Here is a 12,918-nt window from a genome sequence, read left to right as displayed (position 1 = left end):
GGCCCCGGTTGATCTGCTATGCGACGCGGTGCACCACGACCGCGACCATCCCCGGCCCGACGTGGGCGCCGACGACCGCGCCGACCTCCGTCAGGTACGCGCCGCGCAGCCGCTCGCCCAGGCGCTCCTTGAGTGTGGTGAGCAGCGCATCGGCGCGGTCGGGTGCGGCGAGGTGGTGCACCGCGATGTCCACGTCCGCGTCGCCGGCCGACTCGACGGCGATGTCGACGAGCCGGGCCAGGGCGCGGCTCGCCGTACGAACCTTCTCGCGCACCACGACGCCCTGGTCCGTGGTGTGCAGGATCGGCTTGACCGACAGCGCGGTGCCCAGCAGCGCCGCCGCCGCGCCGATCCGGCCGCCCCGGCGCAGGAACTCGAGGGTGTCGACGTAGAACAGCGTCGTCGTACGGGCCACGGCGTCGACCGCGGCCTGCCGCACCTCGGCCGGCGAGCCCCCGGCGGCGGCCGCGTCGGCGGCGGCGAGCGCCGGGAAGCCGAGGCCCATGCCGGTGGACTGGGTGTCGATGACCTCGACCCGCCCGTCGAAGTCGCCCGCCGCCAGCACCGCGGCGTCATACGTCCCGGAGAGCCGCGCGGACAGGTGCACGGACAGCACGGCTTGTGCGCCGGAGTCGAGCAATTGGCGGTACACCTGGGAAAACGCCTCCGGCGAAGGACGCGACGTGGTCACGGCGACCCGCCGGGCGTTGAGGGCGTCGGCGACCGCGGCGGAGTCGACGTCCACGGTCTCCAGCCCCGGCACGCCGTTCACCACCACGGCGAGCGGCACAACGGTGAGCCGCCCGCCGGACACGGTGTCCGCGGGCAGATACGCGGTCGAGTCGGTAACCACGGCGACGGCGGGTTGTGGGCCGGTCATCACCGCACCGTAGCCGATTCCGGCCGCGACGGACCCGTCAGAGCCAAGCTCGTCCCGGCCCTCACACCGCGCCGCCGGCCGAGACCGGGACAATTGGGAACGAAGGCGGCTACTGCTCGACCCGGGTCACCTTGAACGGCGTCCCCTGCTGGCAGGTGGTCATCAGGTCGTTCTGCTCCACCCCGTAGACGGTGACCTGCGACCCGGTCTTCAGCATCGCCTTGTCGCCGCCGATCAGCAGGTAGGTCTTCGCGTCCGTGGCGAGCAGCACGCACCCCGGCTCTACGCCCTCGCGGATCGTGCCGTGGATGGACATGGTCGAGCCCTGCGGATCCGGCCGCAGCGACGAGCCGCTCCCCGGCGCCGACGGCACGGTGGTCGGCACGATCGACGGCGGCGGGGCCGTGACCGGCTCGGAGGAATCTTCCGAGCCGCATCCGCCGAGCGCGCCCAGCCCGAGCCCGGCAACCACAGTCAGCGCAACGATTCGAAGTCTCATGACACCTCTGACGCTAGACCCCCGCGGCCGGTTCCGCTGCCCCAATAATGATCAAAAAATGGGCAGGTCAGACCACGTTGTGGGCCTCGAGGGTCCAGCCGCGCAGCTCGTCGTGGCGCAGGTGCGTGGCGTGGCAGTTGTGCAGGGCGCCCAGGGTCGGGGCCAGCGCCATCGGCCAGCCGAGCAGCGCGACGGTCGCGAAGCGGGCCGCGGCGCCGTGCGTGGCGGCGACGACCACCGCGCCGGGGCCGGCCTTCTCGGTGACCTCCTGCAGCGCCTCGACCATGCGTTTCGCGACGGCGTCGATCTCCTCGACGCCGGCCTCGCCGACCTCCTCGCCGCGGCGCCACCGCGCGAACGCCTCCGGCCAGCGCTCGGTCGCCTCGGCGTGGGTGTGGCCCTCCCACTCGCCGAAGCCGCGCTCACGCAGCCGCGGGTCGTACGTCACCGGGAGCCCGGACACCTCGACCAGCGCCCCCGCCGTGGTGGCGGCGCGCTTGAGGTCGCTCGCCACAACCACGGTCGGGCGCAGCGCGGCCAGCCGCGGCGCGCTCTCCCGGGCCTGTGAGACGCCGACCGTGGACAGCGGCGTGTCGGTCTGCCCCTGAATGCGATGGGCGGCGTTCCACTCCGTCTGCCCGTGGCGCCAGAGGATGAGCAGCGTCAAGAGGAAACTCCCCGAAGCAGGCGCCGCACCGGCGAAGACCGGGCGCGCAACGTCACGCCGTGGCCGGCAGGTCGCGGTCCACGAACTCGATCTGCGGGCAGTCCTTCCACAGCCGATCCAGCGCGTAGAACTCCCGCTCCTCGGTGTGCTGCACGTGCACCACGATGTCCACGTAGTCGAGCAGCACCCAGCGCCCGCCCCGCTCGCCCTCGCGGCGCACCGGCTTCGCCTTCTCCGGCAGCTGGACCAGGCGCTCCTCGATCGCGTCGACGATCGAGAGGACCTGGCGCTCGTTGGGCGCCGAGGCCAGCAGGAACGCGTCGGTGATGACCAACTGGTCGGCCACGTCGAGGATGACGATGTCTTCGGCCTTCTTGTCGGCGGCCGCCTGCGCAGCGGTGAGCGCCAGCTCGCGGGCACGCTCAGTGGCGGGCACCGGACTCCCTTCGTCGAACCACCCCGGCCACCTTCACCGGGCTCGTTCCAGCCTCTCACGCCCGTACGACATTTTGCCTCTCAGATGTTGCCGACTTTTCGGTACAAACCACGCTTCGCGATATATTGCACCACACCGTCGGGCACCAGGTACCACACCGGCTTACCCTCCTCCACGCGGCGGCGGCAGTCGGTCGAGGAGATCGCCATCGCCGGGACCTGCACCAGGCTCACCCGGCCGGCCGGCAGGTGCTCGGCGTTGAGGTCGAAGCCGGGCCGGGTCACGCCGACGAAGTGCGCCAGGTCGAACAGCGCGGCGGCGTCCTTCCACGACAGGATCTTGTCGAGGGCGTCCGCGCCGGTGATGAAGAACAGTTCGGCGTCGTCACCGTAGAGCATCCGCAGATCACGCAGCGTGTCCACCGTGTAGGTCGGGCCGCCGCGGTCGATGTCGACCCGGCTCACCGTGAACCGCGGATTGGAGGCGGTGGCGATGACGGTCATGAGGTATCGCTCCTCGGCCGGGCTCACCGCCTCGTCGCTCTTCTGCCACGGTTCGCCGGTCGGCACGAAGACGACCTCGTCCAGCCCGAACGAGTCGGCGACCTCGCTGGCGGCCACGAGGTGCCCATGGTGGATCGGGTCGAACGTCCCGCCCATGATGCCCACACGCATCACCGCATCGTAATGATCGCGCCGCCGAACGAAACCAGTGCCGCTCGTCACACTCGGTGACGAGAGACCCCCCGGGCTGAATTCGACGGGGCGTACCGAAGATGGAACATCGGCAGCGGTAGCGTGTCGCCCATGACGTTGCCCCACCCGAAAGGCGACTTCGACAGCTCCCGTGCCGTCTGGCGATCGGCGCCCGGCGACAGCCACGGCAGCCGTGTCGAGGTGGCCTTCGTCGGCGATCTGATCGGGCTGCGCAATGGCGCCGACCCGAAGAGCCCCGTGCTCGTCTTCACCCAGTCCGAATGGGACGCGTTCGTGGCGGGCGCCAAGGACGGCGAGTTCGACGTCTGACGCGACGCCCGCCCCGAACGACCAGCGATTCACAGCAACAGCGACCGCAACGGTGTCATGCGCTCGAGCCGCGGCCCGAGCGCCCGCACCCGCAAGGTAAGCGTCACCGCCTCGAACGTGGCCGCCTCGCCGGAGGCGCCCTCGAGCACCGGCACCCGCCCGGTGAGCCACTCGAGGACCTCCGGCCAGTCGTACACCGGCCGCCGCGGATGCTCCCGCACCACCCCCGGCAGCCCCCAGGACCGGACCGCGGCCACGGGCCGATCCACCCGCTCGGCGATCGTCTCGGCCGTGACCAGCGGATCGTCGGCGATGGCGGCCGCCACCGGCAGCCCCGCCGAGTCGAGGTCGCGCACCCCGGAGACGACGGCGTCGATCAGCGACGGCGCCATCCGGTCGAACGCGACCCAGGTCAGCACCCCGCCGTCCCCGCCGCCCGCGTCGAGCCCGTCGACGACCGGCCCGAGGCCCGCGCCGCCGAGGCCGGGACGACCGAGCCCGGCCGGCAACACCTCCACGCAGAGGTCGTCGCACCGGCCGAAGAGCGTCTCGACCGCCGCGTCGCCCGGTGCCGAGGACGACGCGACCAGCAGCCGGAACTGCCGCGGCCGCATCACAGCGCCCGCCCGCACGCCCGGTGCCGATGGGTGAACGCGTCGATGCGCCGCGCCACCCGTTGCGCCGCCGGCCCCCGCGGCACGTCCGCCGGCACGCCGAGCCATCCTTCACACACCGGGCACTCCAGCCGCAGCCAGGCCCGCCCGTCGCCGAATTCGTGATCCGTGTTGCGCTGCACAGGTCCCTCCCCGTTTGCTCGCCCCGCCCGACCCAGCGAACACCAGAAAACGCCGCTTGGGAGGGGCCAGCGCGGCCCCGCCGACGACCGGCCCGCGCGACGCGCTCCCGGTGCTATCCTTGGCACCATGTCGCCGCGCACCGTCCGACAGCTCAGCTGGCGCGCCCCATAGGGGCGGCCGACCTTCGCGCGCATTCCGCGACAACCCCAACACACCAAGGCCGCCCGGTCCGGGCGGTTTTTTCGTGTGTACGGCCACCGCTCGGCCCTGGCGCCCAAGCCCACAGGAGCGCATGCCATGACCCAGCCCGGCCGCCGGATCTCGGGGTTCAAGCCGACCGGCCACATGCAGTTCGGCAACTACGTCGGCGCGATCCGCCCCACCGTGGAGGGCCAGCACGCCCAGCCGACCGTGGTGTTCGTCGCCGACCTGCACGCCCTGACCGTGACCCACGACCCGCACGAGCTGCGCGAGCTGTCCCTCGAGGCCGCCGGCCTGCTGCTGGCCGCCGGCCTCGACCCGCGGCGCACGCTGCTGTACCGCCAGTCCGACCTCCCCGCGCACACCGAGCTGCACTACCTGCTCGAGTGCGTCGCGAGCTACGGCGAGGTACACCGGATGATCCAGTTCAAGGAGAAGGGCGGCGGCAGCGGTACCCGCCTGTCGCTGCTCACCTACCCGGTGCTCATGGCGGCCGACATCCTGCTGCACGACATCGTCGAGGTGCCCGTCGGGCGCGACCAGCGCCAGCACGTCGAGCTCACCCGGGACATCGCGCTGCGGTTCAACGAGCGCTACGGCCCGGCGCTCACCGTGCCGCACGCGGTCCACCCGCCGGTCGCCGCGCGCCTGGCCGACCTCGCCGACCCGACGGCGAAGATGGGCAAGACCAACGCCTCGACCAACGGCGTGCTGTTCCTGCTCGACCCGCCGGACGTGCTGCGCCGCAAGATCATGCGGGCGGTCACCGACGGCGGGACCGAGGTCGCCTACGACCCGGAGCGCAAGCCGGGCGTCTCCAACCTGATCGACCTGATCTCGGCCTGTACCGGCGACGATTCGGACCGGATCGCCGCGGACCACGGAACCTACGGCGCCCTCAAGGCCACGGCCGTGGACGCCGTCCTGGCCGTCGCCGAACCGCTGCAGCGCCGCTACAACGAGCTCAGCGAGGAGGACATCGAGGAGACGCTGCGGGCCGGCGCCGAGCGGGCGAGCGAGCGCGCCGACGCCACCGTGCAACGGGTCAAGGAGGCCATCGGCCTCACCAGCGCACGGCGCGCTCCCGCAGGTAGCCGAGGGACGCCGCGGACGGCGCCGGCACCGCGCTGAAGCGGGCCGGCCGGTAGTCGATCTCCTCGATCAGCAGATCGGCCTCCACGAGCAGCGCCCACGGCACGTGGAACACCTTCTCGCCCGGCACGGACACGCCCACCAGGTCGACGGCGGGCAGCAGCGCCGGCGTCCCGACCGCCCACACGGCGGACGTGAACGCCGAGCCGTCCGGCCGGGCGGCGAGGGTGGCCTCGGCGAGCCGCGGGTCGGCCAGGGTGCGCCGCTGGTGCTCGGCGACGTCGACCGCGAGCCGCCGGGCGGCCCGCGCCGCGGCCGGGTGGGCCGGGTGCCCGCGCGGCGGCAGGAACGGCACGACCCGCCCGTCGTCGTCGGTCGTGTACGCCATCGGCGACAGCGGCCGCGGCGTGCGCGCGTACTCGTCCGCGGCCAGCTCGAACAGCTGCTCCACCAGCCGCGGCTCGTCGGCGCAGACCAGCAGCATGAGCGTGCTGGGCAGGAACGCGACGGCCCGGCCGCCGACCTGCTCGTCGAGCTCGGCGAGCCAGCCCTCCAGCAGCACCCACGAGACCAGCTGCTCGCCGCCGTAGTCGGGCACGTGCAGTACCGAAGGACCGAAGAACCCGGCGGAGGACGGCAGGTCGGCGCGGGCCAGGGTCCGGTGATGGGCCGCGGCGAAGATCGCCTCCGCGCTCACCCCCCACCGGCCGGGACTGTCGATGTCGAGGGGCACGTCGCCGGCGAGCACGACCTCGTCGAGGTGCGGCAGCGCGGGCCGGCGCAGCGTGCGGGTGCCCCGGGCGGCGTGGCGCAGCGCGAGGCGCAGGTCGGGCAGCGCGTCGGCGAAGGACTCCGGCTGGGCCGGCGGGGTGAGGCTGTGCGCCACGAACTCCCGCACGAACTGCTTCCGGTCGCCGCCGGGGTTTCGCTGGTACTGAGTAAAGGCCTTCGAAAGGAAAAGTGTGCTGTACGCGTCCTGGCCGCATTCGCAGACGATGGCGAACTGGGTCGGGCGGAATTCTGCGTCGGTGAACCCGAGTCTGCGCAGCTCGGCCAGCACCTGGTCGGCGAAGCGCTCCCGTGGAGAACGGGCCGGTCGGGTCAGCCGCTCGAGGATGCCCACCGACCAGACACTAGCCTCAGGCGAGCTCGGACGCGATGGGCTCGGGGGCAATCACGAGTTTTTCGTAGCACAGGCTGAGCGGGCTCTGTACGTACGGCCCATACGGCGGAATCGGTCGGTAACCGGCCGATTCGTACAATCGGATGGACTCCGGCTGCCGGGATCCGGTTTCGAGCCGGATGAGCGGATAGTGCGACCCGGCGGCCAGGTCCTCCAGCGCCGCGAGCACCCGCCGGGCGATGCCGTTGCCGCGGTACGCCGGCCGCACATACATCCGCTTGATCTCGACGGTCTGGTCGTCCAGGGACTGGATCGCGCCGCAGCCGGCGGCGACGCCGTCGACGGTGGCCAGCACAAACCTGGCCAGCGGGTCGACCGGGAACCGCCGGGCGTCGGGGCTGCCGTAGCGGGTCGCGGCCTCGTTGCCGGCCAGCGCGACGAGCTCGGAGACGGCCGGGTCGGCGGTGGAGCGGCGGACCACCCGGACCTCGCGGCCGGCGTCGTCGAAGCGTTTCTCGAAGCAGCGGCTGGCCTCGTACTTCACGTAGCGCCCGAAGCGCGCAATGGGCCGGTAGCCGGCGGCGAGGAACAGCGCGATGGCCTCGGGCGAGGTGATGCTCGCCTCGGCCCGCAGCACCCGGTGGCCCCGGGAGGCGGCGAGGTCCTCGACCGCGGCGAGCACGCGCCGGCCGATGCCGCGGCCACGGTACGCCGGGCGGACGTACAGCCGGGTGACCTCGGCCGCGTCGATGTCGAAGGCGAGCAGCGCGCCACAGGCCACGGCGTCGCCGCCGTCGATCGCGACCAGGTAGCGGGCGGCCGGGTCGACCGCATACACGTGGCCCTCCCGGCCACCGTCGCGCGCCCGCAGCTCGACCTGCTGGTCGACCACGAGCGCGATCACCTCCGAGTCGCCCGACGGGCGATGCTCGATCAACATGGCCCGACGGTACGCACACTCGATTTCCCGGATGTTTCGCTCAACCGGCGAATTACGTTGCGCGTGGGGTTAAAAATCCTCGTCGTCGGCTGAAACTTCCAGCTCCTCGTACGGGCGCCGCCGCGCCGCCCGCATGGCCTTGCGCTCGGCCGCTCCGACCCGCTTGTTCGGCTCCTCGAGGCGGTAGTCGGTGCCCCGGTTGCCGGGCACGAACTCCTCCTCGGCGAACTGGTTCGGCTGCCATTCGAATTCATGGGCGCCAATTCGAACGGGATCGCCCGGTTCGGCGCCCGCCTTTTTCAGGGCCGCCTCGACACCGAGCCGGGCGAGGCGGTCGGCAAGGTACCCGACGGCCTCGTCGTTGTCGAAGTTGGTCTGGCGGACCCAGCGCTCCGGCGATCCGCCGCGCACGACGTACACGCCCTCGCCGTCGCGCTCGATGGTGAAGCCGCTGTCGTCGACCGCGACCGGTCGCAGGATGATCCGGGTGCGCTCCGGCGGCGGCGCGGCCAGCCGGTGCTGCTCGACGGCCTCGGCGAGGGCGAAGGTGAGCTCGCGCAGGCCCTCCCGGGACACCGCGCTGACCGCGTACACGGGCAGGCCGCGCGCCTCGAGCTCGGGCCGCACGATGTCGGCGAGGTCGCGCCCGTCGGGAACGTCGATCTTGTTGAGCACGACGAGGCGCGGCCGGTCCTCCAGCCCGCCGTACGCGGCCAGCTCCGCCTCGATGGCGTCGATGTCGGACAGCGGGTCGCGCTCGGTCTCCAGCGCCGCCGTGTCGATCACGTGCGCCAGGACGGCGGTGCGCTCGATGTGCCGCAGGAACTCCAGCCCCAGCCCCTTGCCGGTGGCCGCGCCGGGGATGAGCCCGGGCACGTCGGCGACGGTGAACGTGTCGTCGCCGGCCTGCACGACGCCCAGGTTGGGCACCAGCGTCGTGAACGGATAGTCGGCGATCTTCGGCCGGGCCGCGGAGATGGCCGCGATGAGCGAGGACTTGCCGGCCGACGGGAAGCCGACCAGGCCCACGTCGGCGACGCTCTTGAGCTCGAGGACCACGTCGAGCTGCTCGCCGGGCTCGCCGAGCTCGGCGAAGCCGGGCGCCTTGCGCCGGGTGCTGGCCAGCGAGGCGTTGCCCCGCCCACCGCGGCCGCCGCGGGCCAGCTCGTAGCGGGTGCCGGCGCCGACGAGATCGGCGAGGACCTCGCCGTCGAGGGACTGCACGACGGTGCCGTCGGGCACTCGCAGCTCGAGCGTCTCGCCGTTGGCGCCGTCGCGGTTGTTGCCGGCCCCGCCGTGGCCGTTGCGGGCCTTCTGGTGCGGGTGGAAGTGGAAGTCCAGCAGCGTGTGCACGCCGGCGTCCACGACGAGCGTGACGCTGCCGCCGTGCCCGCCGTCGCCGCCGTCGGGGCCGCCGAACGGCTTGAACTTCTCGCGGTGGATGGACACGCAGCCGTGACCGCCGTCGCCGGCCTTCACGTGCAGCACGGCCCGGTCAACGAACGAGGTCACTTACCCACACCCTTCAAAAAACCTATTTCCATGGCTCGGGCTCGTGCAATGCACGACCGTTCCTCCCGCGAGGAATCCCGACGTCCGCAGTTACAAGAGCTGGCAAACGCGACTGGCGCTCGCTCCGCTCGGGCGCGCCGGGGGTTCCCACCCCGGACCCCCATGCTCGCTACGCGAGCACCAAGCCCCGATCGGGGCTTCTGAACGCAGCAACGGCGGGCCGGGGGCGTGATGCCCCCTGCCCGCCGCGCGAAGAAACGAACTCAGCCCTCGGCCGGAGTGATGCTGACCGTCTTGCGGCCGCGCTTCGTGCCGAAGGTCACGTGACCGGCGGCGAGCGCGAAGAGCGTGTCGTCGCCACCGCGGCCGACCAGGTCGCCCGGGTGGAACTTGGTGCCGCGCTGACGGATGATGATCTCACCCGCGTTGACCAGCTGGCCGCCGAAACGCTTCACGCCGAGCCGCTGGGCGGCGGAGTCGCGCCCGTTCCGCGAGCTTGACGCACCCTTTTTGTGTGCCATCGCGCTTAGCCCTACTTCCCGGTGGAGATGCCGGTGACCTTCACCTGGGTCAGCGGCTGACGGTGACCCTGGCGCTTGTGGTAGCCGGTCTTGTTCTTGAACTTGTGGATCCGGATCTTCGGACCCTTGGTGTGCGCGACAAGCTCGGCGGTCACCGAGGCGCTGGCAAGCTTGGCGGCGTCGGTGATGAGATCCTCGCCGTCGACAAGCAGGACCGCGGAGAGCGTCAGCGCATCGCCCGGCTCGCCCACGAGCTTCTCGACCTCGATCACATCGCCCTCGGCGACCTTGTACTGCTTGCCGCCGGTCTTGACGATCGCGTACATGAGACGCGGACTCCTGTCGTAGCTCAGCGGGCTGGTCGGGTTAGTGGCTTTTCAAAGCACACAACGACCCCAACGCACGAAAGTGCGCTTCAGGAAGAGTACGCCATCGCTGGCGTACTCCCCAAATCAGGGCCGGGTCCGGCGACGGACGCCACCCCGGCGGGTCCGGCGGCGGGCCCCGTTGCCCGCGCCCTCGTCCTCGTCGTCCTCGACGTTGTCGGGGTCGTCCTCGGAGGCGATCGGCGTGAACTCCGCCTCCTCCTGGGCGTCCTCGACCACGTGCGGGGCCTCGACGGACTCGGCCTCGGGCGCCTCCTCGGCGACCGCGGTGGCACCGCGGCGGCCGCGTCGGCGGCTGCGCGGCGCGGGCGCGTCGGCCTCCTCCACGCCCGAGGTGACCGGCGCGGCGGTCGCGGAGGCGACCTTGGTCACGGCGTGGCCGTGACCGCCGCCGGTTCCGCCGCTGCGCTTCTCGGGGATCGGCTCGGTGTGGATGATCAGGCCGCGGCCCTTGCAGACCTCGCAGGTCTCGCTGAAGGCCTCGAGCAGGCCCTGGCCGACCCGCTTGCGGGTCATCTGCACCAGGCCGAGCGAGGTGATCTCGGTGACCTGGTGCTTGGTCCGGTCCCGGCCCAGGCACTCGGTCAGCCGGCGCAGCACCAGCTCGCGGTTGGACTCCAGGACCATGTCGATGAAGTCGATGACGATGATGCCGCCGAGGTCGCGCAGGCGCAGCTGGTGGACGATCTCCTCGGCCGCCTCGAGATTGTTGCGGGTGACCGTCTCCTCGAGGTTGCCGCCGGCCCCGGTGTACTTGCCGGTGTTGACGTCGATCACGGTCATCGCCTCGGTGCGGTCGATGACCAGGCTGCCGCCGGAGGGCAGGAACACCCGCCGGTCGAGCGCCTTGATCAGCTGCTCGTCGATGCGCAGGTCGGCGAAGACGTCGCCGGTGCCGGTGTAGCGGTGCACCCGGTCGACGAGGTCCGGCGAGACGTGCGACAGGTAGGGCTCGACCGACTCGAAGGCGTCGTTGCCCTGGATGACCAGGTCGCGGAAGTCCTCGTTGAACAGGTCGCGCACGACCCGCACGACGAGCTCCGGCTCCTCGTACAGCAGGGCCGGCGCGCTGCTGCCGGTCGACTTCTCCTGGATGGCCTCCCACTGCGCCTGCAGCCGCTTGACGTCGCGGGCCAGGTCGTCCTCGGAGGCGCCCTCGGCCGCGGTGCGCACGATCACACCGGCGCCGTCGGGGACGAGGTTCTTGAGCACGTCGCGCAGGCGCTTGCGCTCCACGTCGGACAGCTTGCGGCTGATCCCGGAGGCGTTGCCGTGCGGCACGTACACCAGGTGCCGCCCGGACAGCGCGATGTGGCTGGTGAGGCGGGCGCCCTTGGTGCCGATGGGGTCCTTGGTGACCTGGACGAGCACCGAGTCGCCGGACTTCAGCGCCTGCTCGATGGTGCGGGTGCGCCCCTCCAGGCCGGTGGCGTCCCAGTTGACCTCGCCGGCGTAGAGCACCGCGTTGCGGCCCCGGCCGATGTCGACGAACGCCGCCTCCATGCTGGGCAGCACGTTCTGGACGCGGCCGAGGTACACGTTGCCGACCATGGAGCTCGACGACGCCCGGGTGACGTAGTGCTCGACGAGGACCTTGTCCTCGAGCACGGCGATCTGGGTGCGGTCGTTCTTCTGCCGGATGACCATCGAGCGGTCGACGGCCTCGCGGCGGGCCAGGAACTCCGACTCGCTGAGGATCGGCGGGCGGGTGCGGCGCTGCTCGCGGCCGTCCCGGCGGCGCTGGCGCTTGGCCTCCAGCCGGGTGGAGCCGGAGACGCCCTGGACCTCGTCCCGCTCGCGGGTGGCGGTGCGCGGCTCGCGGATCTTCACGACCACGTGCGGGTCGTCGCCGGCCTCGGCGTCGGCCGAGCCCTTGCGGCGCCGGCGGCGCCGGCGGCGGGTCAGCCCCTCGCCGTCGTCCTCGCCCTCGTCCTCGGCGGCGGCCTCGGCCTCCTCGGCGGCCTCCTCCTCGGTGTCCTCCGCCTCGGCGTCCTCGGCCTCGTCCAGCTCGTCGCCGGCAGTGCCGCGACCCCGGCCCCGGCCCCGGCGGCCGCGGCGGCGGCGACGCCGGACGGCGCCGTCCAGGCCCTCGTCCTCTTCCTCGTCGACCTCGGTCTCGTCTTCTTCCTCGGCCTCGACCGGCGCCTCGACGACCTCGACGGCGGCGGCCTCGGCGAAGACCTCCTCGGCGGCGGCCCGGCCGCGGCGCCGGCGGCGGCTGCGGCCGGCCGGCTCCTCCTCGGCGGGCTCGACCTCCGCGGCGGGCGCGGGCGCGACCTGCTCGCTGGGCGGCATGAACAGCAGCTGGACGGGGGCGGCCCGGCGGCGGCGCGCCGGGGGCTCCGGCTCGGGCTCCGGCTCCTCCTCCACGACCAGCGGCTCGAGCTCCTCGACGGCCTCGGGCTCGTCCAGGGGCGCGGCCGGCTCCTCCTCGATCGGGAGCGGCTCGGCCGGCGGCTCCTCGACGACCTTGGCGCGGCTACGCCGGGTCCGGGTGGCCTTCACGGGCGCGGGCGGTTCCTCGATGGGAAGGGCCTGCTGCCCAGAATCGCCCGACTCGCCGGTTTCCGCCTCCGCCGTCACCTTCCGCCGGCGGCGGGTGGTGGCCTTGACGGGGGCGGGCTCGATCTCGGCCGGGGGTTCTTCCGCCGGGGGTTCTTCCGCCGGCGGCTCGGCGGCCGCCTTGGTGGCGCGGCGGCGGGTGCGCCGGACGGGGGTCTCGGTCTCGCTGGCTGCGGCAGCAACCACCGGCTCATCGCCGGTGGTGTCGCCGCTCGCCGACTCGTTGTCGAACATGCGGACGTTCTCCAGTTCTGGCGCTCCCGGGCGCGTAGCAACG

At 72.5% G+C, this 12,918-nt stretch carries 15 protein-coding genes; 2 read left to right on the top strand and 13 right to left on the bottom strand.

What is annotated here, in order from left to right:
• Nucleotides 1-16: 16 nt before the first annotated feature.
• From ACQEVU_RS00435 to nadD, 5 genes are all read right to left on the bottom strand, one after another.
• Nucleotides 17-880, bottom strand: coding sequence for a DegV family protein (locus ACQEVU_RS00435; protein ID WP_433318770.1), 864 nt, complete (start codon nt 878-880; stop codon nt 17-19).
• Nucleotides 881-989: 109 nt separating this feature from the next.
• Entirely contained in the window at nt 990-1,379 is a 390-nt protein-coding gene (locus ACQEVU_RS00430; RefSeq protein ID WP_433318767.1) for a hypothetical protein, read from the bottom strand.
• Nucleotides 1,380-1,446: 67 nt separating this feature from the next.
• Entirely contained in the window at nt 1,447-2,046 is a 600-nt protein-coding gene (locus tag ACQEVU_RS00425; RefSeq protein ID WP_433318765.1) for a histidine phosphatase family protein, read from the bottom strand.
• A gap of 52 nt (nt 2,047-2,098) precedes the next feature.
• A complete protein-coding gene (gene rsfS / locus ACQEVU_RS00420; RefSeq protein ID WP_433080130.1) occupies nt 2,099-2,482 on the bottom strand; it encodes an RsfS/YbeB/iojap family protein in 384 nt (127 codons plus the stop codon).
• An 80-nt stretch (nt 2,483-2,562) separates the two neighbouring features.
• The gene (gene nadD, locus ACQEVU_RS00415) at nt 2,563-3,156 is read right to left on the bottom strand and encodes a nicotinate-nucleotide adenylyltransferase (protein ID WP_433318760.1); all 594 of its coding nucleotides are present in this window, start codon (nt 3,154-3,156) and stop codon (nt 2,563-2,565) included.
• A gap of 132 nt (nt 3,157-3,288) precedes the next feature.
• Between nadD and ACQEVU_RS00410 the strand changes: the two genes are divergently transcribed.
• Nucleotides 3,289-3,507, top strand: a complete 219-nt coding sequence (locus tag ACQEVU_RS00410; protein ID WP_433318757.1) for a DUF397 domain-containing protein — start codon at nt 3,289-3,291, stop codon at nt 3,505-3,507.
• A 29-nt stretch (nt 3,508-3,536) separates the two neighbouring features.
• Here ACQEVU_RS00410 and ACQEVU_RS00405 read toward each other — a convergent pair whose 3' ends face one another.
• A complete protein-coding gene (locus ACQEVU_RS00405) occupies nt 3,537-4,121 on the bottom strand; it encodes a hypothetical protein (RefSeq protein WP_433318754.1) in 585 nt (194 codons plus the stop codon).
• A complete protein-coding gene (locus ACQEVU_RS00400; protein ID WP_433318751.1) occupies nt 4,121-4,303 on the bottom strand; it encodes a hypothetical protein in 183 nt (60 codons plus the stop codon). Before ACQEVU_RS00400 ends, ACQEVU_RS00405 begins: the two co-directional genes overlap by 1 nt.
• A gap of 298 nt (nt 4,304-4,601) precedes the next feature.
• Here ACQEVU_RS00400 and trpS point away from each other — a divergent pair, with 298 nt between their 5' ends.
• Nucleotides 4,602-5,636 (top strand): tryptophan--tRNA ligase, encoded by a 1,035-nt coding sequence (gene trpS / locus ACQEVU_RS00395; RefSeq protein ID WP_433318748.1) that lies wholly within the window; start codon nt 4,602-4,604, stop codon nt 5,634-5,636.
• On the opposite strand, the gene ACQEVU_RS00390 is transcribed toward trpS, so the two are convergent.
• The 6 genes from ACQEVU_RS00390 to ACQEVU_RS00365 all read right to left on the bottom strand — a co-directional run bounded on the left by ACQEVU_RS00390 (nt 5,569) and on the right by ACQEVU_RS00365 (nt 12,875).
• On the bottom strand, nt 5,569-6,720 hold the full coding sequence (locus ACQEVU_RS00390) for a hypothetical protein (RefSeq protein WP_433318745.1): 1,152 nt from the start codon (nt 6,718-6,720) through the stop codon (nt 5,569-5,571). The two genes, trpS and ACQEVU_RS00390, sit on opposite strands and share 68 nt — an antisense overlap.
• Before the next feature lie 16 nt (nt 6,721-6,736).
• Nucleotides 6,737-7,660 carry a GNAT family N-acetyltransferase gene (locus tag ACQEVU_RS00385; RefSeq protein WP_433318742.1) on the bottom strand — a complete coding sequence of 308 codons (924 nt, stop codon included), beginning with the start codon at nt 7,658-7,660 and terminating at the stop codon, nt 6,737-6,739.
• Between the two features lie 69 nt (nt 7,661-7,729).
• The gene (gene obgE / locus ACQEVU_RS00380; RefSeq protein WP_433318739.1) at nt 7,730-9,172 is read right to left on the bottom strand and encodes a GTPase ObgE; all 1,443 of its coding nucleotides are present in this window, start codon (nt 9,170-9,172) and stop codon (nt 7,730-7,732) included.
• A 263-nt stretch (nt 9,173-9,435) separates the two neighbouring features.
• The gene (gene rpmA, locus ACQEVU_RS00375; protein WP_433318736.1) at nt 9,436-9,693 is read right to left on the bottom strand and encodes a 50S ribosomal protein L27; all 258 of its coding nucleotides are present in this window, start codon (nt 9,691-9,693) and stop codon (nt 9,436-9,438) included.
• Nucleotides 9,694-9,704: 11 nt separating this feature from the next.
• Entirely contained in the window at nt 9,705-10,019 is a 315-nt protein-coding gene (gene rplU, locus ACQEVU_RS00370; protein ID WP_344614214.1) for a 50S ribosomal protein L21, read from the bottom strand.
• 126 nt (nt 10,020-10,145) lie between these two features.
• Nucleotides 10,146-12,875 (bottom strand): Rne/Rng family ribonuclease, encoded by a 2,730-nt coding sequence (locus tag ACQEVU_RS00365; protein WP_433318732.1) that lies wholly within the window; start codon nt 12,873-12,875, stop codon nt 10,146-10,148.
• Between the last annotated feature and the right edge of the window lie 43 nt (nt 12,876-12,918).

This window comes from Dactylosporangium sp. CA-139066 (assembly GCF_050936175.1).
Classification (GTDB): Bacteria; Actinomycetota; Actinomycetes; order Mycobacteriales; family Micromonosporaceae; genus Dactylosporangium.
The sequence above is the reverse complement of the archived record's forward strand: the minus strand, read 5'-3'. Positions and strand labels throughout refer to the sequence as shown.

Coding starts and splice junctions, on each gene's coding strand:
- ACQEVU_RS00435 (WP_433318770.1), bottom strand. CDS start 880: ATGACCGGCCCACAACCCGCCGTCGCCGTGGTTACCGACTCGACCGCG.
- ACQEVU_RS00430 (WP_433318767.1), bottom strand. CDS start 1,379: ATGAGACTTCGAATCGTTGCGCTGACTGTGGTTGCCGGGCTCGGGCTG.
- nadD (WP_433318760.1), bottom strand. CDS start 3,156: ATGCGTGTGGGCATCATGGGCGGGACGTTCGACCCGATCCACCATGGG.
- ACQEVU_RS00410 (WP_433318757.1), top strand. CDS start 3,289: ATGACGTTGCCCCACCCGAAAGGCGACTTCGACAGCTCCCGTGCCGTC.
- ACQEVU_RS00405 (WP_433318754.1), bottom strand. CDS start 4,121: ATGCGGCCGCGGCAGTTCCGGCTGCTGGTCGCGTCGTCCTCGGCACCG.
- trpS (WP_433318748.1), top strand. CDS start 4,602: ATGACCCAGCCCGGCCGCCGGATCTCGGGGTTCAAGCCGACCGGCCAC.
- ACQEVU_RS00385 (WP_433318742.1), bottom strand. CDS start 7,660: ATGTTGATCGAGCATCGCCCGTCGGGCGACTCGGAGGTGATCGCGCTC.
- rpmA (WP_433318736.1), bottom strand. CDS start 9,693: ATGGCACACAAAAAGGGTGCGTCAAGCTCGCGGAACGGGCGCGACTCC.
- rplU (WP_344614214.1), bottom strand. CDS start 10,019: ATGTACGCGATCGTCAAGACCGGCGGCAAGCAGTACAAGGTCGCCGAG.
- ACQEVU_RS00365 (WP_433318732.1), bottom strand. CDS start 12,875: ATGTTCGACAACGAGTCGGCGAGCGGCGACACCACCGGCGATGAGCCG.